This window comes from Micromonospora sp. NPDC050187 (genome assembly GCF_044459745.1).
GTDB lineage: Bacteria > Actinomycetota > Actinomycetes > Mycobacteriales > Micromonosporaceae > Micromonospora.
The window spans coordinates 111,233-135,274 of the sequence record NZ_JBITJH010000017.1 but is presented as its reverse complement, the minus strand read 5'-3'; the positions used below and the strand labels follow the sequence as shown (position 1 = coordinate 135,274).

The following is a 24,042-nucleotide window of genomic DNA, read 5'->3' as shown; positions in this document are numbered from 1 at the left end:
GTCGTCACATCCGGCAGTCCGGGGACGGGGCGCCGAACGCCTCCGCCGCCGGAATGGTCTTGAGGATCTTCACGTAGTCCCACTCCTCGGTAACCTCGGCAGCCGGCTTGACCTGGGCGAGGTAGGCGTCGTGCACGACCCGGTGGTCCTCGGCACGGATCTTGCCGTTACGGAGGAACACGTCGTCGATTGTCTTGCCCTCCAGGGCCTCGACGATGGTGTCCGCGTCGTCGGTCCCGGCGGCCTGCACCGCCTCCAGGTACTGCGTGGCGGCCGAGTAGTTGGCCGCGTGGGCGAAGGTGGGCCGGGTGCCGGTCTCCGCCTTGAACCGGTCGGCGAACTCCCGGTTGCGCTGGTCGAAGTTCCAGTACCAGGCGTCGGTGTAGGTGGTGCCGGCGAGCGCGTCCGGGGTGAGCGAGTGGATGTCGGTGAGGAACATCAGCCCCACCGCCAGGCCGACGCCCTTCTCCCGGAGCTTGAACTCGTTGTACTGCTTGACCACGTTGACCAGCTCGGCGCCGGCCTGCATGGTGCCGAGGACGTCCGGCTTCGGGTTCAGCGTCGGGGCCTTGAGCAGGTACGTCGAGTAGTCACCGCTGGTGTTCGGGAACGGCGCCGCGTCCTTGCCCAGCACCTTGCCGCCGGCCGCGGTGATCGCGTTGGAGAAGCTGCGCTCCATGTCCTGGCCGAACTGGTAGTTCGGGTAGAGCACGTACCAGTTCTTCGCGCCCTGCTCGGTGGTGTTGCGCCCGGTGCCGTTGGCGAGCATGTACGTGTCGTACGCATAGTGGAAGGTGTACTTGTTGCACTTCGCGCCGGTGAGCGTGGTGGTGGCCGCCCCGATGTTGAAGTAGAGCTTCTTCTTCTCCTTCGCCACGTCGGCCACCTTCTCCGCCGCCGACGAGGTGGGCACGTCGAGGATCAGGTCCACGCCCTTGCGGTCGTACATCTCGTTCGCCTTGGTGTTGGCGATGTCCGGCTTGTTCTGGTGGTCGGCGGTCTCGACGGTGATGTCCTTCGTCACCGCGTCGTCGCCGTACTTCTTCTTGAAGTCGGCGATCGCCATCTCGACGGCCTTCACCGAGTTCTTTCCGGACAGTTCGAGGTAGACGCCGGACTGGTCGTTGAGCACGCCGAGCACGATCCCGTCACCACTGATTTTCCCGTCGCCGGAGGACTGTGGCCCTCCCCCGCCGCAGCCGGCCACCAGCAGCGCGGCCGCCGACCCGGCGGCCACCAACATGGTCCTGCGCATGGTCATCCCTCCATCCGCGCGTGACGGCGCGGGTCGTCGTCAGATGCCGAGGTACGACAGCAGCTCGCGTTCCCGCGAGCGCACCTCGGAGTTGTCCATCGCCTCCACGACACGTCCCTCGGCCAGCAGGTAGTGCCGGTCGGCGACGCCGGTGGCGAAGTGCAGGTTCTGCTCGACCAGCAGCACGGTCACGCCGTGCTCCTTGGCCTGCCGCAGGATGTCGCCGACCTGCCCCACCAGCAGGGGCGACAGTCCCTCGGTCGGCTCGTCGCAGAGCAGCAGCCGGGCGCCCATCCGCAGCACCCGGGCCAGGGCGAGCATCTGCTGCTCACCGCCGGAGAGCTGGGTGGCCGCCGAGTCGCGGCGGGCGTACAGGGCGGGGAACGCCTCGTAGACCCGCTCCAGCGGCCACGGGTCGGGGCCCACCGTCGGCGGCAGCGTCAGGTTCTCGGTGACGCTGAGCGTGGCGTACGCGCCCCGGTCGTCGGGGACCCAGCCCAGGCCCAGCCGGGCCCGACGGTGGGCCGGCAACCGGCTGACGTCCCGGCCGTCCAGGGTGATCGTGCCGCTGCGGCCCGGGTGCAGCCCCATCACGCAGCGCAACAGGGTGGACTTGCCGGCCCCGTTGCGTCCGACCAGGGTGACCACCTCGCCCGCAGCGACGGTGAGGCTCACCCCGCGCAGCACCCGGGCCTCGCCGTACCAGGCGGAGAGGTCGTCAACGCGCAGCATCGGTCGCTCCGTCGGTGGCTCCATGGGCGGCTCCCAGATAGGCGGTGATCACGCGTTCGTCGGCCCGGACCTGCTCGTAGGGGCCCTCGACGAGGACCTTGCCGGCCTGGAGCACGGTGACGGTGTCCGCCAGCCGGCCCACGACGCTCATGTTGTGCTCGACCATCACCACGGTCCGGCCGGCGCGGACCCGGGCGATCAGTTCGACCGTGCGGTCGACGTCTTCGAGGCCCATCCCGGCGGTCGGCTCGTCGAGTAGCAGCACCCGGGGGTCGAGGGCGAGGGCGATGGCCAGTTCCAGGGCCCGTTTGCGGCCGTACGCCAGGGCGTCGGCGGGAGTCTCGGCCAGGTCGGCGAGCCCGACCTCGGCGAGCAGTTCGTCGGCCCGGGCGGTGTAGCGGCCCATCAGGCGCGCCGAACGCCAGAACCGCCAGCCCAGGCCGCTCGGGCTCTGCAACGCCAGCGCCACGTGTTCGCGGGCGGAGAGCTGCGGGAAGAGGCTGGTGATCTGGAAGGACCGGGCCACGCCGAGTCGGGCGACCCGTTCCGGGGGCAGGCCGCCGATCTCCCGCCCGTCGAGCAGGATCCGCCCGCCACTGGGCCGCAGGAACCCGGTGAGCAGGTTGAACAGGGTGGTCTTGCCGGCCCCGTTCGGTCCGACCAGGGCGTGCACGGTTCCCTCGACCACGTCGAGGTCCACCCGGTCCACGGCCCGGAAACCCCGGAAGTCCCGGGTCAGCCCCCGCGCCGACAGCAGTCCCTGCCCGACCATCGCCACACCCTCCGCAGGTCGACGGCGACGAACGGCTCGGTGACAGCGGTCACAGGATCGTCGCGTGCAGGAAACCTACGGCGCGCCAGCAAGGTCGAACTATGTCGATGTCACATACATTCCGGCATGACCACCCGGGCCCGCCCACCATGCGGGAACGGGCCCGGACCGTCGTCGCACCGGTGACCGAGCACGTCGACATGTGGTGGCGCCACTGGTGTCATCAGCCGGTAAGCGCATTCAGCGCGAGGTCCACGTCCTCCTCGGTGGTGTAGAGATGGAAGGACGCCCGGACCCGCCCGGCCCGGACGGCGGCCCGCACGCCGGCCCGCTCCAGCTTCTCCTGCGCCCCCGGAACGTCGACGGTGACGATCGCGCTCTTTCCCGACGGCTGCCCCAGGCCGGCGAGGAACCGGTTGGCCAGGGCCACGTCGTGGTCCCGGATCGCGGGCACCCCGATCTCGGCAAGGAGTTCCAGTGCCGGGGCCGCCCCGACATAGCAGAACCAGGCCGGGGAGATGTCGAACCGCCGGGCGTCCTCGGCCAGGCGCAGCGGCGGCCCGTAGTAGGAGCCGTCCGGCTCCCCGCCCGCGAACCAGCCGGCGGCGTCCGGTCGCATTCGGTCCCGCAACCCCGGTGCCAGGTAGCCGAGGGCCACGCCGCGCGGCGCGGTCAGCCACTTGTACGCCCCGACCACCACGGCGTCGGCCCGACGGGCGTCGAAGGGCAGCCAGCCACAGCCCTGGGTGGCGTCGACCGACACCAGCGCACCGTGCGCGTGGGCGGCGGCCACGATGTCGTCGTACGGGGCGATCCGGCCGTCGGCGGACTGCACCAGGCTGAACGCGACCAGGTCGGTGCCGTCGTCGATGGCGTCGACCAGCTTCTCCAACGGCACCGTCCGCACCTCGACGCCCCGTTCGGCCTGCACCAGCCAGGGGAAGAGGTTGCTGATGAACTCGACCTCCGGCACCACCACCCGCGCACCTGGGGGCAACGCCGCAGCGACCGGGGCCAGCAGCTGGGACACGGTGCTCCCGATCGCCACGTCCCCGACCGGTACGTCCACCAGCCGGGCGAACGCCGCCCGCGACCGTTCGGCCGCCGCATTCCACAACCCCACGGCGTTGTGTCCGACCCGCCACTGGGCCAGCGACTCCTGAAGGGCCGTCCAGGTCGGTTCGGCCGGCAGCCCGTAGGTGGCGGTGTTCAGCCAACCGGGCTCCGGTTGCCACAGCTTCCGCGCCTCGTCCAGATCCATGCGTCCGACGCTAGCCGCGCGGGCAGGGCACGGTCACAACCAATTACCGTTCCCTGGCTCCGGTACGCACGCTCGGCGCGGGCACCGCCGGTGTGGCCTGTCCGGTGTCGGGGTGCCGGAGGTGTACGCCGGCCCACCCGTCGGCCGCACCCGCGCACCCGCGCGCCCACGGGACGGTGCTGCCGTTGCAGCGGGCCGAATCCTTGGCGATCCACGCACCCGCACGCCTACCGGACGGTGTGGGTATCCGGAGACTGTAGAGCTGCCCGCACAGACGGGGCGCGGACGGCGGGCCCCGGCGCGGCGGACAGCGGACGGCAGCGGCGCGGCGGACGGCGGGGGTCCGGGGGCGGTAGCACGGAAGGGGCAGCTCGACAGCGTCCCGACCATCACCACCCCGCGGACGGCGCGGGCCGGGCGGGGTCAGCTCACGTTCGCCGGGCCGAGCACGCTCTTCAGGTCCCCCATCAGCGCCGTGGTCGGGGCCACCCGGAACAACCCCAGCCGCCACGTCTCGACCTTGCCGCCCCGGTGCAGTTTGACGTGCACCTCGGTGTCCCCGGGGTGCAGCACCAGGGTCTCCTTGAGCCGGTCCGCCAGCGGCGGCGTGAAGCGGTGCGCCGGGATGGTCAGGCTGACCGGTTTGCTCCCCGGGTTGCTGGTGACGTCCGGGAGCTGCATGTCCATCGCCATGATCCGGGGCGTGTCGTCCCGGCGGTCGACCCGGCCCTTGACCACCACGATCGCGTCCTCGGCGATGTACTGGCCGATCACCTCGTAGGTGTTGGGGAAGAACAGCGTCTCCACCCCACCGGCCAGGTCCTCCAGGGTGGCCGACGCCCAGGCCCGTCCCTGCTTGGTCACCCGGCGCTGCACCCCGGAGAGGATGCCGGCGAGGGTGACCACCGCGCCGTCGGGCACCGAGCCCTCCTCGGAGAGCGCGGCGATGGTGCAGTCCGCCGCCGCGCCGAGGACGTGTTCCAGTCCGAACAGCGGGTGGTCCGAGACGTAGAGGCCGAGCATCTCCCGCTCGAAGGCGAGCTTGTCCCGCTTGTCCCACTCGCTCTCGCCGATCACCGGCATCACGGTCGTGCTGGTGGTCTCGGCGTCCCCGAACCCGGCACCGAAGAGGTCGTACTGGCCGACCGCCTCCTTGCGCTTGACGTCGGCGTACGCGTCGATCGCCTCGGCGTGCACGGCGAGCAGGCCCTTGCGGGGGTGGCCCAGCGCGTCGAACGCCCCGGCCTTGATCAGGGATTCGATGGTCTTCTTGTTGCAGACCACCGCGTCGACCTTCGACAGGAAGTCGTAGAAGTCCGCGTACTCGCCCTTCTCCTCCCGGCACCGCATGATCGAGGCGACCACGTTCGCGCCGACGTTGCGCACCGCGCCGAGACCGAAGCGGATCTCCTTGCCGACCGGGGTGAACGGCCCGGCGGAGGTGTTCACGTCCGGCGGCAGCACCTGGATGCGCATCCGACGGCACTCGGAGAGGTAGAGCGCCATCTTGTCCTTGTCGTCACCGACGGAAGTCAGCAGCGCGGCCATGTACTCGGCCGGATAGTGCGCCTTGAGGTACGCCGTCCAGTAGGAGACCAGCCCGTACGCGGCGGAGTGGGCCTTGTTGAACGCGTAGCCGGCGAACGGGACCAGCACGTCCCACACCGCCTGGATCGCCTCGTCGGAGTAGCCGCGCTCGCGGCAGCCGTCCCGGAACGGGATGAACTCCTTGTCGAGGATCTCCTTCTTCTTCTTGCCCATCGCCCGGCGGAGCAGGTCGGCCTGGCCGAGGCTGTAGCCGGCGAGGATCTGCGCGGCGCGCTGCACCTGCTCCTGGTAGACGATCAGGCCGTAGGTCGGGGCGAGGATCTCCCGCAGCGGCTCCTCCAACTGCGGGTGGATCGGGGTGATCTCCTGGAGGCCGTTCTTGCGCAGCGCGTAGTTGGTGTGCGAGTCGACGCCCATCGGACCGGGCCGGTAGAGCGCCAGGACGGCGGAGATGTCCTCGAAGTTGTCCGGCTTCATCAGCCGCAGTAGCGACCGCATCGGCCCGCCGTCGAGCTGGAACACGCCCAGGGTGTCGCCCCGGGCCAGCAGCTCGTAGGCAGGCTTGTCGTCCAGCGACAGGCCCAGCAGGTCGAGGTCCTTGCCGTGGTTGAACTTGATGTTCTTGACCGCGTCGTCGATGATCGTCAGGTTGCGCAGGCCGAGGAAGTCCATCTTCAACAGCCCGAGCGACTCGCACGTCGGGTAGTCGAACTGGGTGATGATCACCCCGTCGGAGTCCCGGCGCATCAGCGGGATGTGTTCGATGATCGGCTCGGCCGACATGATCACGCCGGCGGCGTGCACGCCGGTCTGCCGGATCAGCCCCTCGATGCCCTTGGCGGTGTCGATCACCTTGCGGACGTCCGGGTCCGACTCGTACAGGCCCCGGATCTCGCCGGCCTCGGCGTACCGGGGGTGCTTCGGGTCGAAGATGCCGCCGAGCGGGATGTCCTTGCCCATCACCGCCGGGGGCATCGCCTTGGTGATCCGGTCCCCCACCGCGTACGGGTAGCCGAGCACCCGGGCCGAGTCCTTGATCGCGGCCTTCGCCTTGATCGTGCCGAAGGTGGCGATCTGGGCGACCTTGTCCTCGCCCCACTTGTCGGTGACGTACTTGATCACCTCACCGCGCCGACGCTCGTCGAAGTCGATGTCGACATCCGGCATGGAGACCCGCTCGGGGTTCAGGAACCGCTCGAAAATCAGGCCGTGCGGGATCGGATCCAGGTCGGTGATGCCGAGCGCGTACGCGACCAGCGAGCCGGCCGCCGAGCCCCGGCCCGGCCCGACCGCGATGCCCTGGTTCTTCGCCCACTGGATGAAGTCGGCGACCACGAGGAAGTACGACGGGAAGCCCATCTGGATGATGACGCCCAGCTCGTACTCGGCCTGGACGACGTGCCCCTCGGGGATCCCACCGGGGAAACGGCGGGCCAGCCCCTTGAAGGTCTCCTTGCGGAACCAGGACTCCTCGGTTTCCCCGTCCGGCACCGGGAAACGCGGCATCAGGTTGTGGAACTCGAACATGCCGGCCGGGTCGACCCGCTCGGCGACCAGCAGGGTGTTGCGGCAGCCCTCCAGCCACACGTCCGAGCCGTCGACCGCGCGCATCTCCTCGGCGGACTTGATGAAGTAGCCGCTGCCGCCGAACTTGAACCGGTTCGGGTCGGCGATGTTGCTGCCGGTCTGGACGCAGAGCAGCACATCGTGCGACTCGGCCTGCGCCTCGTGCGTGTAGTGGGAGTCGTTGGTGACCACCGGCGGGATGGCGAGCTTCTTGCCGATCTCCAGCAGGCCGTCGCGGACCCGCTTCTCGATGTCGAGGCCGTGGTCCATCAGCTCCAGGAAGTAGTTCTCCCGGCCGAAGATCTCCTGGTACTTCGCCGCCGCCTCCAGGGCCTGGGCGTCGTGGCCGAGACGCAGCCGGGTCTGCACCTCACCCGACGGGCAGCCGGTGGTGGCCATCAGGCCCTCGGCGTGCGCGGCGATCAGCTCGGTGTCCATCCGGGGCCACTTGACGAAGAACCCCTCGGTGTACGCCTTCGAGGTGAGCGTGAAGAGGTTGTGCAGGCCGGTCTTGTTGCGCGCCCAGATGGTCTTGTGGGTGTAGCCACCGCTACCGGAGACGTCGTCGCTCTTCTGCTCCGGGCGCCCCCACTTGACCCGGGACTTGTGGAAGCGCGACTCCGGCGCCACGTACGCCTCGATGCCGAGCACCGGCGTGATCCCGGCGGCCATGGCCTGCTTGTAGAAGTCGTGCGCGCCGTGCATGTTGCCGTGGTCGGTCATCGCCACCGCCGGCATGCCCAGTCGGCTCGCCTCGGCGAAGAGGTCCTTGAGCCGGGCCGCACCGTCGAGCATCGAGTACTCCGTGTGCACGTGCAGATGCGCGAACGAGTCGGCCATGCAGAGCGCCCCCCGGGTCTGATCTTTGGCAGTCGGCCTAGCCTAGCCTCGCCCCGGATCCTGGCTCTCGACCGCCACGCACCCGCCGCCCGGTGCCGCTGATCGTCGCCAACCGGCTGTTGCGGGCGGGGTGACAGTCGGTTGCCGGACTCGGCCGGGAACCCCGGGCGGCGCCCGTCGTAGCCTTGCCGAACCACACCCGGCGACCATTGGACGAGGATGCCCCTCCCGGACGGTGTCGAGGACCTGGCCGCAGCGGCGTCGCGGGGCGATCCTGCGGCGCTGGACCCGCTGCTGGCCGCGGTACGCCCGGAGGTGCTGCGCCTCTGTGCCCGGCTGCTGCCGCACCGGGAGGACGCCGAGGAGGCGTGCCAGGACGCGCTGCTCGCCCTGGCCCGGGGCATCACCCGGTTCGAGGGCCGGTCGTCCTTCCACACCTGGCTGCACCGGCTGACCGCCAACCGGGCCCGCTCGACCTACCGGGCGCTGCGCCGCCGGTGGCTGGTGGAGGCCGGCGGCGTGCCGCTGCCGGAGCCCCCCGACCCGCGCCGGACGAGCGTGGTCGCCGGCACCCGGCTCGACCTGCTCGACGCGCTCGACGCGGTCCGTCCCGAACTCGCCGAGGCGGTGACCCTGCGGGACGTCCTCGGGCTGGGTTACCGGGAGATCGCCGGCCTGCTCGACCTGCCCGAGGGAACCGTCAAGTCGCGGGTCCACGAGGCCCGTCGGCAACTGCGGCTGCGCCTGTCCGACCAGCCCTCGGCCACCGAGGGGCGGTGACCGTGGGGACCGGCCGGGAGCGCGGCGACCCGGCCGACCACCACCGGCTCCGGCGGCGGGGCGGCGCGGGCGTACTCGTCCCGGCCACGGTGGCCGCCGTGGTCCTGACCGGGGCGGTCGCGGCGTGCGGTGGTGGGGGTGACGTGCCCGTCTCGCCGCTGCCCGTCCAGCCCCCGTCCGTGGCGGCGACCCCCACCCCGGCCCCACCGGTGACGTCCCCGACGTCCGCCTTCCCGCCGCCGACGGCGAGCAGGCCGGTCGTCGCCCCCACGTCCCGACGCCCCGCGCCGGTGACACCCACGACCGCGCGGACGCCACCCGCGACGCCGTCGCCGAGCGGGTTGCCCGGCACCTGCCACGGCGCGGTGCGGTACGACCTGGTGCTGGCCGAGACCGAGTTGGCGCTGATCACCTCGCTCTGCTTCGCCACCGGCGGGGTGCTGCGGATCATCGGGATCGGCCCCGGCGAGGTGACCGTGGACCGGGAGGACCTGGTCTCCCGCAGCTACGAGGCCGGGGTGGTGGACGTCCGGTTCGTCCGTCCGGGCACCGTGGTCGTGCGGATCCCCCAGGGCGGTACGACGCACCCGATCACGGTGGTGGTGCGGTAGCCGCCTACCGCAGCTGCACCCCGGCGAGCAACTGGTCGACGAAGGCGACGTCGCCACCCGGTGGGGGCACGACCTGCACGTAGATCAGGCCGATGCGGCCGGGGCCGAGCCCGGCGGCCTCGACGACGACGGGCCTGCCCCGGTCGCACGTGAACCGGGCCACCACCCAGTCCACGCCCGCCTGGCGGGTGTGTCGCACGGGCGCGGCGGCGCAGGCCGCGTGCGGGCGTTCGGCGACGAAGCCGGCGGGGGTGGTCCGCGCGGCGGTGCTGGCGGACAGGCCGACGAAGGCCCCCGGCACGGTCGGGTCGTGCGCCCACCGGTGCGGGTCGGGTGACACCACCAGGGCGGGTTCGAGCCTGCCGTCGGCACCGTACTGGCCGGCCCAGGCGGTGCCGACGGCCCGCCATCCGGAGGGCAGCGTGACCGTGATCGGTCCGCTCGTGGCGGTGCCGGAGTCCCGGCTGGCGGCGGTGTCCCCGGCCAGGGCTCCGACGGCGACGAGCACCGCCACGCCCACCGCCGTGGCCCCGAACCGCCGCCGGCCGGCCGGCCGCGCCCCGGATGGTCCGGTGCGGGCCGGGGTACCGCCCGAGCCGGACGTCGAGGTGGATGCGGCTGGCCCGTCGCCGGAGGCCGGTTCACACCAGCCGGACCCCGGCCCGGGGGCGGACCGGCACGCGGACCCGGCGGCGTGTCGCAGGGCCGCGCGGAAGGCTTCGGCATCGGGGTGGCGGTCGGCCGGCCGTGGCGCGGTGGCCCGGAGCAGCACGTCCGCCACCTGCGGCGGGACGCCCTCCCGGAACCGGACCGCCCCGGCCGGCTGCGGTCGGTCTCCCCCCGTGCGCCACGCCGCGCCGAGCAGCCGGACGCCGAGCCGGCCCAGCCCGTAGACGTCGGCGCGGGTGTCGACGACCGCGAGCGGATCGTCCTGTTCCGGTGCCATGTAGCCGGGGGTGCCGGCCCGGGCGGTGAGGCCGGAGGCGGCGGCGAGCGCCTTGGCCAGTCCGAGATCGGCGACCAGCACCCGCTCGCCGTCCGGGTGGGACCGGAAGAGGATGTTCCCGGGGGTCAGGTCCCGATGCACCACGCCGTGCCGGTGCAGCACGGCGACGCCGGCGGCGATCTCGGCCAGCAGGTCCAGGGCGACCGGCACGGGCAGCGGACCGGCCGTCAGCCGGTCACGCAGGCTGCCGCCGTCGGCCAGGGCCATCACCGAGTACGGCCGCCCGTCGTCCAGTTCCCCGACCGCGTGGATCCGCACCAGCCGCTCGTCGTCGAGCCGGCGCAGCAGGCGGGCCTCGTCGAGGAACCGTTCCCGGACCCGCAGGTCGTGGTACCAGTTCTCGGCCAGCACCTTGATCGCCACCGGGTCGTCGAGCACCGGGTCGTGGCCCAGCCAGACCGTCGCGAACGAGCCCGCGCCGAGCAGCCGCTCGATCCGGTACGGCCCGATCCGTTCCGGACTGGTCACCGCACCACCCCCGCCGCCGGTTCCGCCCACCACCGGTGCCGTCCGTCGTCGCTGCGGCCCGGCGGTTCGACAGTAGACGGACCGGCGGGTCGTCGGCAGCACCCGGCAGCGGCTCCGCGCGGCCGACGCGCAGGGATTGGACGAGGCGCACGGGACGCCCCGCCCACATCGTTGCGTCGGAGCACACTGATCGTGATCGGCACGACGATGTAGCGGTGGACAATAGTGTGTGGCACACAGTATCGTGTGACGCATGGTCAGCGATGAGATCCTGCGAACGCACCTCCAGGAGTTGCGGCGGGGCACCGTGGTGGTGGCGAGCCTGGTCGCCCTGCGCCGCCCCGACTACGGCTACGCGCTGCTGCAACGCCTCTCCGCCCACGGCTTCCCGGTCGACGCCAACACGCTTTATCCGCTGCTGCGGCGGCTGGAGGAGCAGGGGCTGCTGACCAGCGAGTGGAACACCGAGGAGAGCCGACCACGCAAGTTCTACCGGACCAGCGAGGAGGGCGAGTCGGTGCTCAGCCGTCTCCTGGACGACCTCTCCACCGTGCAGACCTCCCTGACCGGACTGATCGAAGGAGCCGACCGATGACGTCCCTGACCGACCGGTACCTCGCCGCCACCCTGCGCTCGGTGCCGGTCGCGCGGCGCGAGGAGATCGCCACCGAGCTGCGTGCCTCGATCGACGACATGGTCGAGGCACGGACGGCGGGCGGGCAGGACACCGCCGCCGCCGAACGGGAGGTGCTCACCGAACTGGGCGACCCGGCACAGCTCGCCGCCCGCTACGCCGACCGCCGGTTGCACCTCATCGGCCCGACGTACTACCTGGCCTGGGAGCGGCTGCTGAAGCGACTGCTCAGTTTCCTGCCGGCCACGGTCGGGGTGATCGTGGGCGCGCTCACGGCCGTCAACGGCAACGCCGGCGGCGCGATCGGCGAGGGCGTCGTCGCCGCCCTCATGGTCGCGCTCCACCTCTGCTTCTGGGTCACCCTGGTCTTCGCGGTGCTGGAGCGCCTCAACGTCCCCCTGGACCTGCCCGAGTGGACCGTCGACCGGCTGCCGGAGGAGCGCGTCGACCGGCAGATCCCGCTGACCGACACCGGCGCGGCGATCGGCTGGCTCGTGCTCGTCATCGCGTACCTGCCGTGGCAGCACTACCGGTCCTACGTCCCCGACGGCGAGGGCGGCGACGTCCCGGTCCTCGACCCGGCGCTGTGGAGCTTCTGGCTGCCGTTCCTGATCGCCGTGCTGATCACCAACATCGGTTTCGAGATCGTGAAGTACCGGGTCGGACGCTGGACCTGGCCGCTGGTCGCGGTGAACGTGGTACTCAATCTGGCGTTCGCGGTGCCGGTGGTCTGGCTTCTGCTGACCGACCGGCTGATCAATCCCGAGCTGGTGCAACGGTTCGCCTGGTTCCGCGAGGGCGACAACCTGGACACCGTCACCGCCGTCGTGATCGCCGGCACGGTGCTGGTCATGCTCTGGGACATCGTCGACAGCATCGTCAAGGCGTACCGCAGCCGCGCCTGACCCACCCGGGACCGGCCCGGCACGCCCCGTGGCGTGCCGGGCCGGTCGCGTACCCGAGCCGTTTCCGCCGCACCGGTGGTGGTCTAGAGTCACCAGGGTGACTGCCGGGTCGGCCTTGGGCCATGAACGCGTGAGGTTCCCGGCCCTGGCGTGACCGCCGGGTCGGCGAGAGGGCCACCTCTCCCCGTCTTCTTCGTCTTCTCCATCACGACAAGAAGGAACGGGAATTGCCGAACCACTTCAACGACGCCATCATCGACGAGTTCCGGGCCAACAACGGACGGGTCGGCGGCATGTTCGAGGACAGTCGACTCCTGCTGCTCACCACCACCGGGGCGCGGACCGGGCAGCCGCACACCACCCCGCTGGGCTACCTGCCCGACACCGGCGACCGGCTCCTGGTCGTCGCCTCGGCCGGCGGGTCACCCCGGCACCCGGCCTGGTACCACAACATCCGGGCCAACCCGCTCGTCACCGTCGAGAGCGGCGTCTTCACCTACCAGGCCGAGGCGACCGTCCTCACCGGCAACGAGCGGGACCGGATCTTCGCCCGGATCGTCGAGGTCGCCCCCGGGTACGCCGACTACCAGGCGCGGACGACCCGGATCATCCCGGTGGTCGCCCTGACCGAGGTGGTCGCCGGCCCACCGAACGCCTCCTCGTTCGGCGAGGGGCTCCGGCTCGTCCACGACGCGTTCCGGCAGGAGCTCGCCGCGATCCGCCGCGAGGTCGCCGAGTCGGGACCGGGCCTCGGCGCCCAACTGCGGATCAACTGCCTGACCCTCTGCCAGGGGCTGGAGTACCACCACCGGATGGAGGACAACGGGATCTTCCCGGCCCTGGCCGGGCAGCCCGGCACCGGCGACGTCCTGGACCGGCTCCGGGTCGAACACGAACGGATCGCCGCTCTCCTCGCCGAACTCCAGCGGATCATCGCCGACCCCGCCGCCGACACGGCGCGGCTGCGCGCCGAGGTCGACCGGCTCACCGGTGAGCTGGAGGCACACCTGACGTACGAGGAGGAGCACCTCATCCCGCTCCTGGACCGCCCCGGACCGGGCTGACCGACGCCGTGCTCCCGGAGTCCGGCCGACCTCCGGTCGGACTCCGGAGCGTGACCGCGCCACTGCCGATGGGGATCGACGGACCCGGCGCCACCGCCCGACCGGTGCACATTTCCTGGCCGGGCGGACTGGCCGAACACTCTGGACAGTGCCCGGACGCCGCCCAGATCATGAAGCAAACCGGTCTGGTGGCGTGCGGGGCATCCACCGACTCCCTCACGCTCCAGAGCAGGTGAACCGTGCTGAGCATCTCCGATCTACGCACCGACTGGAAGATCTTCCGACAGACGATGCGGGACTCCACCCTCAAGGAAGCCCTGGTCGACAGCGCCGAGTACATCCGGATCCGCCGCCACGAGCGGCGGGAACGCTTCGACGAGCGGTTCGGCACCGAGACCAACGGCATCGTCGGCCTGGCCGACATCGACAGCATCGGGACGCACCAGGAGGAGGCCTCCCACTACCTGCCCACCCGCAAGCAGGAGTTCGACCGGATGATGGCGACGGTCGGCGAGATCGACCACGGGGAGCACGTCTTCGTCGACCTCGGCTGCGGCAAGGGACGGGTCGTGCTGCTCGCGGCGGAGAAGCCGTACAAGAAGGTGGTCGGGGTGGACTTCTCCCCCACCTTCATCAGTCAGGCCAAGGAGAACGTCGAGCGCTACACCGGCCCGGTCGCGACCCACGAGATCGAACTGCTCGCCATCGACGCGGTGGACTTCGTCGTCCCCCCGGAGAACCTGGTCGTCTACCTGTTCTCGCCGTTCGGGCCGCCCGTCTTCGACACCGTCATGCGGAACCTGGTCGCCGCGACGAAGAAGCGGAAGCAGAAGATCACCATCGTGTACTACTCCCCCGACTACGACGACGTGGTCCGGGAGGCCGGCTTCACGCTCGTCGCCCAGGGCAAGGGCGACCACTGGCCGTGGAGCATCTACTCCGTCGGCGAGTCGGCCTGACCCGCCCCTCGCGCCCGGCCGCCGGTCGGCAACGTCACGACGGCCGGTGGAACTCCCACTCGCGGGCGAGCATCGCGTAGACCACCTCGTCGGACCACTCGCCCTTGACGAACTCGTTCTCCCGCATGTGCGCCTCGCGTCGCATGCCCAGCCGTTCCAGGACCCGGGCCGAGGCGGTGTTGCGGGCGTCCAGCCGACCGACGATCCGGTGCAGGCCGAGCAGGTCGAAGCCCATCTCCATCATCATCCGGGCCGCCTCGGTGGCGTAGCCCCGCCCACCGTGGTCGGGGTGGAAGACGTACCCGACCTCGCCCTGCCGGTGCTCGACGCTGACCCAGAACAGCAGCACGTCCCCGACCAGCTGGCCGGTCTCCCGGACCACCACGGCCAGGTTGAGCACGTCGCCGGAGTTCCGCAGGGCGGTACGCCGGCACTTGCGCGCCAGCGCCTCCCGGGTCGCCTGCTCGTCGTGCGGCTCCCAGTAGAGGTAGCGGGCGACGTCCGCGCGGGACTGGTAGGCGTGCAGCGCCGCGAAGTCGCCCTCGGTAAACGGGCGCAGGTCGAGCCGCTCGGTGCGGATCGGGTAGTCGGGAATCAGCACCCCGGCAGGGTACGCCCCGCGCCGCCGGGCCGGGCCACCGCTACTCCGCCCCGTCCCGAAGGCGCGAACTGTCCACCAACCAGCCGGGTGCTTCCGCGACGATCTCGACCGCGCGCGAGTGATCCACCGACCCGACAGGTCGACGCAGCGCCCGGAACGGATGGTTCATCGGATATCGCGAAGCGAGCAATCCGCCGTCAGTCGAGTGGCGGGCGATGCTCCGCGACCCAGCGCTCCACATCCTCCGCGAGCCACACGTTGCCCATCTCCAGCTTCGCCACGGGTTCCGGGAAGTCACGTCGCTGGGTCACCTGGTACACGCGCTGACGAGAGATGCCACCGAGCATGGTCCGGATCTCCGCCGAACCCACCAGCCGCAGCTTCCTACCCATGACGCTGACGCTAGGCACACGCCGACTAGGCCTGCGCCAGCTTGATACAGGACTAGTCGGCACACGCTCTAGTCGTCTAGCCTAGATGTGTGACTAGTCCGGACGGCGGATGAGGTGAGGCGTGAGAATCATCCGGTGGCTTCGGCGACGCCTGAAGCGACCCACGCCGCTGCTCGACCAGACGGGGCCAGCGACGATCTACGGCAGCCGCACGGGCCGACAGGGGACCAGTTCGTGACCCAACCTCGGGAAATTCCGATCCTGGTCCAAGCCGCCTGGTACTGCCTGGACTACCACCGCCGGGGCCGCTGCTCGAAGTGCACCTCCACCGGCTTCTGCCCGATGCAGGAAGCAGCCCGCAACCGCATCAGGGAGTGGCGCAGGTTCCGGCACGTCTGGGGATGGCCGTGAGCACTCTCAGGGCCGGTGACCTTCTCCATGTCTCCGCAGCGGCCAGCGTCCAGTTCCACAAGCCGATCGCCTTTCGTCTCATCCGCGTCCTGGTAGACCGGCCGACGTTCGATCGGTGGGTGTGGCTCGACGGCTACCAACTCGACGCCAAGGGAGACGCGGTGGCTCGCAGGGAGGTCTTTGTCCAGGCGGCCGAGCTGATTCGCCTGAACAACGGACCACCAACACAGCGGGTACCGGTCAAGCGCCTTGCCAGACGGGAGTGCACATAGCTCCTCTGCCAAGCCAGATATCCTGAGCCGCTGACATCAGCCCTGACCGCATGACGGCAACCTTTGTAACGGTCACCGGTGTTCCGTTAATCAAAATGCCCAAGGGTTCATCGACTACCAGGCAGCCATCGGGCCAAGTGACAGCAAAGCTCCATTTTTCCTGAAATAGCGAGACTAAGCGCATGAGGAAGTGGCAGTGGAGGCCCAGCCTCACCGCCATTCAAGCGGTAAGACCCACCGCCATCCAACGCTCCACATCCTCCGCAAGCCACACCTTACCCATCTCCAGCTTCGCCATGTGTTCAGGGAAGCCCCGGTTCAAGCAGGAGCCCCGCCAGGACGCACCTGGCGGGGCTTCACTTCACTGTCATTAATTCATCGCGGCCACGGTTCTAAACCCGCATTTGAGTGCAGGCAAACTAGAGGGCGATCGGCACAAACCGCCAACTCCAGAGCATCCTCGAAGGTGAGACCCATTTCCCAAATCCATCCGAGCCACGCGGACACCAACAGTGAACTCATCGACGAAGTGATCAAGTACCAGGCCGACCGAGGCAACTTCGCCGAACAGTCCGAACATCTCCAACGTCCCAGCAGCGACGAGCAGGCCCCGCCGCCCGCCAAGCGCTCCCGCAGCAGCCGCAACCGCGCGAAGTAGTGAGCCAGCCGGACCACGGTCCTGGACCAAGATCCGACTGGCGCAAAACTGCTATACAGGATCAAGTGCGGCCCGGCGCGTGGCCGGATCTGGATCAACGGCCAGGCGTCAGCGGAAACCCGCTACTCCAGTTCGATCCGGACCCCGAACGAGCCCTCCTCGAACCAGCCGCAGTAGTCGTCGAAGTCCAGGTGCGACCCGGCTGGCGCACTGGGCTGCGCGAGGGTGAGCAGGTGACGGGCGAGCGAGGTGAGCCCGGCCGCGTTGCCCGAGATGAGGATCGTCTTCGCCGTCGTCTCGAGCACCTCTATCCGCAGCACAGTGTCGTCGTCCCAGTCGCTGATCAAACCACGCCGGGGGTCGTACGGGATGACTCCGACGACGACGGGTTCCTTCGGCGGCTCGTCGGGGTCGTTCACGGCTGACATACCTGACACGGGTGCCACCCTTTCTCCTCCGGTAGATAGACGTGATGGTTGCTCACGGGCCTACCACTGCGGCGCCCAGGGCCGATCGGGTTCCGGTACGTCTCGAAGTTGATGTGCGGGTTCTGAGTGGGGTGCCGGGTGTCGCGGTCGGTCATGCGGACCTGGCGCAGGCCATCGGCGCTGAGGAGACGCCCGTCGCCCATGTCTTGATAACCAAGTCCGAGGAACTTTACCGCGGTGTCCAGCGCATCGTCGGTGGCCATCTGCACGTCGCCGAGGTTCTCCACCCCTCCGGGGACGCCCGGCTTGTCCGCCCCCGGCGTGCAGTTGTGCACCAGAACCGGGGTGTTGCCGGCGAGCACATAGTACGTGTGAACGTTGGCGACGGTGAGGTCGCGCATGGTCTCGACGCCGAGGAAGTTGCGCACCTTGGCGACCGTTACCTGCTCACCCGTCGAGGTCTTCAGCCACTCGGTCGCACGGAGTTCACCCGCGTCGACCCACTGCTCACGGCTCTCGCTCCAGAACGGGTGGTGCTGGGTCGTCTCCAGCGTGACGAACTCGCCGTCCTCGTTCCGCACCACCAGATCGGTCAGTTCCCGGTCCCGGTTGATGTGCAGCTCGGTGACGACCTCGGCACTGGTCCGACCGGTTTCCGGATCGTGCGCCAGGACCCGGTCGCCCTCGTCCACCTCGTCGATCCGTCTGGTGCCGCCGTCGGCCAGCAGCACCCGGGTGTCCGGTGCGAAGCTGTGCCGACACGACGGACCGCCCGACTTGGCCTTCGTGGTGGTCGGCCCGGAACCGCCCGTCGGTTTACGCGGCGGCGCGGGCGGCTTCGGACTGGTCGGCGCGACGTACGGGGCACCGGCCCGTTGCGCGGCCCGCTCGGCGGCGTCGTCCGCAGCCCGCCTCGACGCCGAGTTCAACGCGGAATCGGCAGCACCCTTGGCGCTCCTGCCCAGCATCGACTGGACCCGCTCGGCGATGTAGTCGGCGGCCTTCTTGCAGATCGGACCGACACAGAGCGGCACGTAGGCGGCGAGTGCCCCGAAGATCGCCGCAGGGTCACCGCTCTCGACAGCGCTGTAGAGATCGGCGGTGTCGGAGATGAACAGGGCCGGCCGGCAGACGATCATGAGGGTGCAGAGCGACTCGTGGACGATCTGCTCGGTCGGACTGGGCGGCGGCCCCCATTTGATCTTCGGGCTCCGGTAGGTGCCCTTGTCGGCCTTGTCCTGACAGTCGTAACCTCCCCGGCAGTTGCCCGCCTGGCCGAGTCCGAAGTGCGGGTCGGGCTGGTTGAGGAAGTCGGTGTAGATCAGACCGTCCGGGTCGCTGTAGGTCGTCGGGTTGTTCCCGGCGTAGCTGTACCCGTGGATCTGCTGGGGATCGCCGACGTCGATCAGCGGGTCCACCGAGACGAACCGACCGGTCGTCGGGTCGTACTCGCGGGCACCGAGGTGGGTCAGCCCGGTTGGATCCTGGTAGCCACCGACGAACCCACGCTGGTTGGGCCAGGTGGGTTGGCTGCCCCGGGGACCGCCGTACGGCGTGTGCCGCCGCTGGGTCACCGTCTGGTTGGCGTCCGCGCTGACCGTGATCTCGCCGGTGCCGTGGTGGTCACCGGCCAGCCAGGTCAGTCCCGTGATGGTCCGCTGGGCGATGACCTCGCCGTTGAACCGGTAGTAACGGGTCGCGTTGGCCTGGGTGCTCCCGTTCGGCAGGCGGAGTTCCGTGTCCCCCAGGTGCAGGGTGGTGCCGGTGGGGTCACGGGAGATCAGCCGGTTGCCTCCGACGTCGTAGAGGTACGAGTTCGTACCGGCTGTGTCCGTCAGCGTGGCCAGGTGCCCCTCGGGGTCCCAGGTGAGGGTCTGCTGTCCCTGGGGTCCCGGGCGACTGGTGGTGTTGCCCGCGCTGTCGTACGCGTAGCTGCCGGTCGTGGTGCCGGTGTTGTCGGTCCGGCTGTACCCGAGCAGGCTGTGCGGTTGGTTCGCGCCGGCCGCCGGGTAGGTGTAGGTCGTGGTGACGTCCCCGGTCGGGGTGGCGTGGTCGGTCTGGGCCAGCCGGTTCCCGACCCGTCCCTTCGGGTCGGTCGCGGTGCCGAAGTCCCAGCTCTGCCAGTACGGCGCCTGGCCACCGAGCCCCGCCACCGTCGGGTCCTGGTCGCAGTCGGCGGAGGCCGGGGTCCACGCCTCGGTCAGCCGGCGCTGGTGGTCGTAGGTGAAACACTGGGTGTCCCGCTGCGACCCGTCGACCAGCGGGTTGTCGTCGATCTTCGTGACGTTCCCGGCGTGGTCGTAGTCGAACGTCGCGTTGGCGAGGTACGACGGAGCCACCGAACGGATCACGGCACGCCGGGCCACCCGGCCGGTCGTCTCGTCGTAGTACTGCCCGGTCTGGAGCGACTTCGCCCCGGTCAGGGCAGTCGCGCGGGTGATGGTGTTCGGCTCGTAGAGCTGGCTGTAACCCGCGTTGACGACGTAGTGGGTGCCGCCGCCGTGGTTGGTCGCCAGCAGTTTCGGCAACGCGTACGTCTGGTCGTACTCGGTGGTGACGGTCTCGGTGGCGAGCCCACCTGCCGCCGGGAACACCTGGGTCCGCAGCGATCCGTCGGCGTTGTAGCCGGCCCGGAAGGTGTAGGTGCCGGCAAGGGCACCCTCTGCCGCCGGGACGACGACCCTGCTCTGGGTGGGCCGGTACATCGCGTCGACCGTGATGGTCTCCGTGCGGTACTCGTCCGTCCCCACCCAGCGGGAGGCCGACTTGGTGATTCCCTTCACCGGGGAGTCGTACGTCCAGGAGGTACGTAGGTCCCCGGTGACGCTGCCGTCGCGCACACTCGTCGGTCGGCCCAGGTCGTCGTAGGTGAACGCCCGGGTGAGGCCCCGCGAGTCGGTGACCGTCTCCACGTCACCGAGGGTGTTGTAGGTGAACTCGGTCTCGCCCTTGTCCGGGTCGTCGACCCGGATCTGCCGGCCCCGGATGTCGTACTCGTAGCTCCAGGTGTTCCCGCTGGCGTCGGCCACGCCGGCCAGTCGTCCGGTCGGGTGGTACGAGTAGGTCGTCTGGTCGTACCCACCGGTCGGGGTGTTGCCGTGGTGCTGCCAAAGCTTGGTGGTGTTGCCCCGCGCGTCGGTCCAGACCGTGCTGGCCGCCGCCCCGTTCGGCGGGGTCAGCTTGTTGTGGTCGCCGTGGTAGGAGGTGACGCTCCGCCACTTCTCCACGGCATTGCCGAACAGGATCTCGTTCGTCGGCCGTCCGGCCGCGTCGAAGACGGTCCGGACCTGCCGGGCCACGTCCTGGTCAACCCCGAAGTACGGTGTGGTGCCGGCCGTGCCGCTCTGGAAGTAGGGACCGTTGGTCTTCCAGACCCGGCCTGCCGAGTCGTAGTGCGTCTCGGTCAGCACCCGGCCACCGCCGTAGGCGGGGGCCTGCGTCTGCCGGGCCCGCCCCAGCGAGTCGATGATCTGGTACGACGTGTCGTACGTCGCCCGGGGATTGAGGCTCCGCGTGGTGATCGACGACGGCCCGCTCTTCGACACGGTGTACGAGAGACCGGTCGAGGGGTCGTTGGGGTAGCTGGTCCGGGGCCGGTTCGACAGCCAGACGCCGATGGTCCGGCCCAGCGCGTCGTACCCGGTCTCGGTGACCCGGAGGTTGGCGTCGGTCCGCTTGACCGGTTCACCCCAGGCCGGGTCGATGTCGACCACCTCGGTCCAGCCGAGCGGGTTGGTGGTGGTCACCCGGGTGACCGGGCCGCCGGTGGCCGGGGTGTAGGTGGATTTGGTCATCTCCCCGGCGACGTCGGTGACCTCGTCGGTCCGGCCGTAGGCGTCGTAGGTGGCGGTGCTGACGGTCTGGTAGAGCCGGCTGCCGCCGTTGTAGTCGCTGATCTCCTCGACGGCGGTCACCTGCCCCTTCGTCGGGGCGGTGCCGTAGGCCGCACCGTCGAACCGGAACCGGGTGTCGGCCGTGACCTGCGCGGCGGAGGTGGGGGCGGTGGCACACTGACCGGCCCAGCCGTGGGTCCGTCGCACCGGGGTCAGGAGCCAGTTCTGTCCGCTGGTGTTCCGCGCGTACTCGGTGGCGGTGCACAGGTCGTCGGAGACGGCCGGGTTGTCGTCACCGCGGTCGTCCACCGTGGTCGGCATGCCGTAGCTGTCGAAGGTGGTCGTCGAGGTCGTCCGCCGCCACCCGCCGCCGTCGAGGGCGACCCGGGTGCGGGTGGTGGCCGGCCGGACGTACCGGGACTCGACCGTCGGGACGCCACTGCGGCTGGCGGTCGCCGCCGACCGCCAGGGGTCGGTGACGGTGGCCGCGAGGACGGTGCTGCCGAGCCAGGTGATCTGCTCGCGCGGCATACCCGCGTAGTGGTCGTGGTCGGTGACCGCGCCGCCCTCCAGGCCGGTGACCGTGACGCTGCGGGTGCCCCCGCCGCTGAGCCGGTCGCCGTGCATGCCCCGGAAGTAGAGCGTCTCGGTCTTGGTCTGTGCGGCGCCTTCGCCGACCCGGGTCACCACGGTGGGATAGCCGCGCCACTGGGACCAGCTCTTGCGCTTCGCCGGCACGATAGCGTCGTCGTCGTAGCGCCACAGTGGCAGGTTCGACGGGTTCTGGTACTCGTACGTGGTGACCACCGGTTCGCCGCCGCCCTGGTGGTCGTACTGCTTGACCTCCCGTACGACGTACTTGTGGAACCAGTCCTGGATCGGGTCCTCCTGGCCCTGCGGTGTCCAGTACACCGGGAAGCAGCGCATCCGGTTGTTGTCGACGCTGGCCGGCATCGTCTGGCTACGGACGCACTCCCGGGGGGAGTAGGTCACGAACGTCTCGCCACCGGTTTCGTTGACGATCTTGTTGAGCCGCCACCAGTTCATCGCCTTCGAGTGGTCGGAGCCGGCCGCGTCCACCCGGTTGTTCATCTGGATGCCGTCGAGGGTGACCTCGGGCAGCGTGACCGTGGTGCCGTTCAGACCTCGCTGGGTGATGCCGGCCAGCCAGAGTCCGGCCCGGGTTCCGTCGCCCGGGTCGGGGAAGGTGTGCCGCAGGGTCCACGAGTCGACGTTCTGGTACGCGGAGGTGGCCGCCTTCCACACCTTCGTGGTGACCGTGGTGAGGCGCTTGGACGTCCAGAAGGTCGGCGACCCGGTGAAGCACTGGGTGGTGCTGGCGGTGCACTCCTGTTCCCACGGGGTGTCCGGCCAGGTCGTCTCGTCTTTCGTGGCGCAGTTGCTCAGGCAGCGGTCGGAGACGCCGAACTCCACCCGGCCGGGGGTGTTCTTCACGTACGGGGCGGTGGGGGCGTACTCCGAGCCGCCACGGTTGTCGCTGCCGTAGTCGATCCGCAGCAGGTGACCGCCCCGGTCGTACTGGACCGGGCTGGTCAGGGCGTGGTTGCGGGCGTAGCGGTTGGTCTCCTTCGCCCACCACAGGGACATGCTGTTGCCGTGGACGTCCACGACGTAGTCCAGGTTCCACCGCCACGCCTGGGTGCAGAACGAGTGGGCGAAACTACCGTTCTCGCACGGCTCGTTCGCGTGGTTTCCGGCGACCGGCACGGTGAGCACGGAGTTGGTGGTCGGGCGGTCGGTGGCCCAGCCGGGCAGCCGGTTCCGCCCGAAGAAGTACTGGGTGCCGTCGGCGGTGGTGACCTTCCAGTACTCGTTGTCGTTGTCGCCATTGGCGAACGAACTGTCGGTCAGCAGCTCGACGCGGGAGGCGTCCTCCCGACGCGGATGCCACCTGCCGTTGGCGTCCCGGAGCAGCTCGACGGAGCTGCCGCCGATCGAGAGCACCGCGTTGTAGCCGTCCCAGCACAGGTCACCGGTCTCGGTGCTGTTGCTGCCGCCGGTCATGTCGTCGGCGCAGGGGGTGTAGCGGCGCTCGACGAAGCCGGGCGAGAAGTCGAAACCCTCACCGATCCAGGACGGCTGGTTGTTGCTGGCGGCGTTGCGCCCGTCCACCGACTGCGAGGAGTAGCCGAGGGAGACGGACGGGGCCGGGCCGCCGACCGCAGGTGGCGTGCGCATCGGGTACGACCAGTTGAAGCCGCCGGTGGCACCCCCGTGGCTCCAGGTGGACGAGGAGGCCAGTCCGCTCTCGGCGAACGTCCCGGACCCACCGGAGGGGCCGGCGAGCACGGCGACGTACGTACCGACCGTCCCGATGCGGGCGTTCGCGGTCACCGTCGACCTACGGACGTCGTTGTCGGTCGGTAGCTCGGTCACCGTGCATCGGCTCGGGGCCTGCGTGACCACGGCGCAGTCGGTCAGGGCGACCAGCCGGAGCCGGGAGGACCAGTCCGCGCCGTACGCGGTACGGAAGGCCGCGTAGTCGACGCGGACCCGGAAATCGGCAGCGGTCGCGGCCCGGTCCGCCCGGGCGAGCCGCAGCAGCAGTCCGGGCACCCCGGCGGCCTCCGCGGTGGACCGGGGGAGCACCTCGACGGCGACGGTGGCGTTGGTGGTCACCGCGCCGCCACGTCGGCCGGTCGTCGGGGCCGGGCCCACCGAGACGGGCGTTCCGGTTGCCCGGGTCAGTGGTGGTTCCGTCACCCCGGCGACGTCGACGGCGGGGGTCTGTGCCGACACCGTCACCTCGGCGACGTGTGCCGTGGGCCAGGCGGGTGCTGGCCGGCGCACCTTCGCGGCGGCCTCGGTACGGCTCGGTCCCGGCCGAGTGGCCTTCACCTCGTGCCCGTCCACGGAGTCGTGCCGCTGCGCGGTCAGCCGCTCCGCCTGCGGGGCCGCCTGCGCGCCAACCGGCACCTGGCCGGCGAGGGTGCCGGCGAGCACCGCCACCAGGCCGGCGGCGACAACTCCTCTGGTGCCGCCGCGCATCGGTCCGGGGCGCCGGAGCCGTCTTCCGGATCTGTGG

Annotated in this window: 18 protein-coding genes; 8 read left to right on the top strand and 10 right to left on the bottom strand. The window is 70.3% G+C overall.

What is annotated here, in order from left to right:
* Window positions 1-4: 4 nt before the first annotated feature.
* The 5 genes from ACIBJE_RS23920 to dnaE all read right to left on the bottom strand — a co-directional run bounded on the left by ACIBJE_RS23920 (window position 5) and on the right by dnaE (window position 7,974).
* Entirely contained in the window at window positions 5-1,261 is a 1,257-nt protein-coding gene (locus ACIBJE_RS23920) for an ABC transporter substrate-binding protein (RefSeq protein WP_396751811.1), read from the bottom strand.
* A 33-nt stretch (window positions 1,262-1,294) separates the two neighbouring features.
* The gene (locus ACIBJE_RS23915) at window positions 1,295-1,987 is read right to left on the bottom strand and encodes an ABC transporter ATP-binding protein (protein ID WP_396751809.1); all 693 of its coding nucleotides are present in this window, start codon (window positions 1,985-1,987) and stop codon (window positions 1,295-1,297) included.
* Window positions 1,974-2,759 (bottom strand): ABC transporter ATP-binding protein, encoded by a 786-nt coding sequence (locus tag ACIBJE_RS23910; protein ID WP_396751807.1) that lies wholly within the window; start codon window positions 2,757-2,759, stop codon window positions 1,974-1,976. Before ACIBJE_RS23910 ends, ACIBJE_RS23915 begins: the two co-directional genes overlap by 14 nt.
* A 223-nt stretch (window positions 2,760-2,982) precedes the next feature.
* Window positions 2,983-4,020, bottom strand: coding sequence for an aminotransferase class V-fold PLP-dependent enzyme (locus ACIBJE_RS23905; protein ID WP_396751806.1), 1,038 nt, complete (start codon window positions 4,018-4,020; stop codon window positions 2,983-2,985).
* Between the two features lie 423 nt (window positions 4,021-4,443).
* Window positions 4,444-7,974 (bottom strand): DNA polymerase III subunit alpha, encoded by a 3,531-nt coding sequence (gene dnaE, locus ACIBJE_RS23900; RefSeq protein WP_396751804.1) that lies wholly within the window; start codon window positions 7,972-7,974, stop codon window positions 4,444-4,446.
* A gap of 219 nt (window positions 7,975-8,193) precedes the next feature.
* Here dnaE and ACIBJE_RS23895 point away from each other — a divergent pair, with 219 nt between their 5' ends.
* Together ACIBJE_RS23895 and ACIBJE_RS23890 are read left to right on the top strand one after the other, a co-directional pair.
* A complete protein-coding gene (locus ACIBJE_RS23895) occupies window positions 8,194-8,754 on the top strand; it encodes an RNA polymerase sigma factor (RefSeq protein WP_396751802.1) in 561 nt (186 codons plus the stop codon).
* The gene (locus ACIBJE_RS23890; protein ID WP_396751800.1) at window positions 8,751-9,365 is read left to right on the top strand and encodes a hypothetical protein; all 615 of its coding nucleotides are present in this window, start codon (window positions 8,751-8,753) and stop codon (window positions 9,363-9,365) included. Before ACIBJE_RS23895 ends, ACIBJE_RS23890 begins: the two co-directional genes overlap by 4 nt.
* A 4-nt stretch (window positions 9,366-9,369) precedes the next feature.
* Here ACIBJE_RS23890 and ACIBJE_RS23885 read toward each other — a convergent pair whose 3' ends face one another.
* The gene (locus ACIBJE_RS23885; RefSeq protein WP_396751798.1) at window positions 9,370-10,839 is read right to left on the bottom strand and encodes a serine/threonine-protein kinase; all 1,470 of its coding nucleotides are present in this window, start codon (window positions 10,837-10,839) and stop codon (window positions 9,370-9,372) included.
* A 253-nt stretch (window positions 10,840-11,092) separates the two neighbouring features.
* On the opposite strand from ACIBJE_RS23885, the gene ACIBJE_RS23880 reads away from it, so the two are divergent.
* The 4 genes from ACIBJE_RS23880 to ACIBJE_RS23865 all read left to right on the top strand — a co-directional run bounded on the left by ACIBJE_RS23880 (window position 11,093) and on the right by ACIBJE_RS23865 (window position 14,401).
* Entirely contained in the window at window positions 11,093-11,434 is a 342-nt protein-coding gene (locus ACIBJE_RS23880) for a PadR family transcriptional regulator (RefSeq protein ID WP_396751796.1), read from the top strand.
* Entirely contained in the window at window positions 11,431-12,378 is a 948-nt protein-coding gene (locus ACIBJE_RS23875; RefSeq protein ID WP_396751794.1) for a permease prefix domain 1-containing protein, read from the top strand. The genes ACIBJE_RS23880 and ACIBJE_RS23875 overlap by 4 nt, the downstream gene beginning before the upstream one ends.
* A gap of 227 nt (window positions 12,379-12,605) precedes the next feature.
* Window positions 12,606-13,442, top strand: a complete 837-nt coding sequence (locus ACIBJE_RS23870) for a nitroreductase/quinone reductase family protein (protein ID WP_396751792.1) — start codon at window positions 12,606-12,608, stop codon at window positions 13,440-13,442.
* A gap of 239 nt (window positions 13,443-13,681) precedes the next feature.
* Window positions 13,682-14,401 carry a class I SAM-dependent methyltransferase gene (locus ACIBJE_RS23865; RefSeq protein ID WP_396751790.1) on the top strand — a complete coding sequence of 240 codons (720 nt, stop codon included), beginning with the start codon at window positions 13,682-13,684 and terminating at the stop codon, window positions 14,399-14,401.
* A 34-nt stretch (window positions 14,402-14,435) separates the two neighbouring features.
* Here ACIBJE_RS23865 and ACIBJE_RS23860 read toward each other — a convergent pair whose 3' ends face one another.
* Both ACIBJE_RS23860 and ACIBJE_RS23855 read right to left on the bottom strand, forming a co-directional pair.
* A complete protein-coding gene (locus ACIBJE_RS23860) occupies window positions 14,436-15,002 on the bottom strand; it encodes a GNAT family N-acetyltransferase (RefSeq protein ID WP_396751788.1) in 567 nt (188 codons plus the stop codon).
* 197 nt (window positions 15,003-15,199) lie between these two features.
* A complete protein-coding gene (locus tag ACIBJE_RS23855) occupies window positions 15,200-15,394 on the bottom strand; it encodes a helix-turn-helix transcriptional regulator (RefSeq protein ID WP_396751786.1) in 195 nt (64 codons plus the stop codon).
* A gap of 407 nt (window positions 15,395-15,801) precedes the next feature.
* Here ACIBJE_RS23855 and ACIBJE_RS23850 point away from each other — a divergent pair, with 407 nt between their 5' ends.
* Window positions 15,802-16,077 (top strand): hypothetical protein, encoded by a 276-nt coding sequence (locus ACIBJE_RS23850; RefSeq protein ID WP_396751784.1) that lies wholly within the window; start codon window positions 15,802-15,804, stop codon window positions 16,075-16,077.
* 529 nt (window positions 16,078-16,606) lie between these two features.
* A complete protein-coding gene (locus tag ACIBJE_RS23845) occupies window positions 16,607-16,735 on the top strand; it encodes a hypothetical protein (RefSeq protein WP_396751858.1) in 129 nt (42 codons plus the stop codon).
* A gap of 122 nt (window positions 16,736-16,857) precedes the next feature.
* Here the strand turns inward: ACIBJE_RS23845 and ACIBJE_RS23840 are convergent, their stop codons facing one another.
* A complete protein-coding gene (locus ACIBJE_RS23840; RefSeq protein ID WP_145833289.1) occupies window positions 16,858-17,154 on the bottom strand; it encodes a hypothetical protein in 297 nt (98 codons plus the stop codon).
* On the bottom strand, window positions 17,151-24,005 hold the full coding sequence (locus tag ACIBJE_RS23835) for a polymorphic toxin-type HINT domain-containing protein (protein WP_396751782.1): 6,855 nt from the start codon (window positions 24,003-24,005) through the stop codon (window positions 17,151-17,153). Before ACIBJE_RS23835 ends, ACIBJE_RS23840 begins: the two co-directional genes overlap by 4 nt.
* Window positions 24,006-24,042 lie beyond the last annotated feature (37 nt).

Bases quoted from the DNA above. Each gene is read 5' to 3' on its own strand.
- ACIBJE_RS23920 (WP_396751811.1), bottom strand. From the start codon at position 1,261: ATGACCATGCGCAGGACCATGTTGGTGGCCGCCGGGTCGGCGGCCGCG.
- ACIBJE_RS23915 (WP_396751809.1), bottom strand. From the start codon at position 1,987: ATGCTGCGCGTTGACGACCTCTCCGCCTGGTACGGCGAGGCCCGGGTG.
- ACIBJE_RS23910 (WP_396751807.1), bottom strand. From the start codon at position 2,759: ATGGTCGGGCAGGGACTGCTGTCGGCGCGGGGGCTGACCCGGGACTTC.
- ACIBJE_RS23905 (WP_396751806.1), bottom strand. From the start codon at position 4,020: ATGGATCTGGACGAGGCGCGGAAGCTGTGGCAACCGGAGCCCGGTTGG.
- dnaE (WP_396751804.1), bottom strand. From the start codon at position 7,974: ATGGCCGACTCGTTCGCGCATCTGCACGTGCACACGGAGTACTCGATG.
- ACIBJE_RS23895 (WP_396751802.1), top strand. From the start codon at position 8,194: ATGCCCCTCCCGGACGGTGTCGAGGACCTGGCCGCAGCGGCGTCGCGG.
- ACIBJE_RS23880 (WP_396751796.1), top strand. From the start codon at position 11,093: ATGGTCAGCGATGAGATCCTGCGAACGCACCTCCAGGAGTTGCGGCGG.
- ACIBJE_RS23875 (WP_396751794.1), top strand. From the start codon at position 11,431: ATGACGTCCCTGACCGACCGGTACCTCGCCGCCACCCTGCGCTCGGTG.
- ACIBJE_RS23855 (WP_396751786.1), bottom strand. From the start codon at position 15,394: ATGGGTAGGAAGCTGCGGCTGGTGGGTTCGGCGGAGATCCGGACCATG.
- ACIBJE_RS23835 (WP_396751782.1), bottom strand. From the start codon at position 24,005: ATGCGCGGCGGCACCAGAGGAGTTGTCGCCGCCGGCCTGGTGGCGGTG.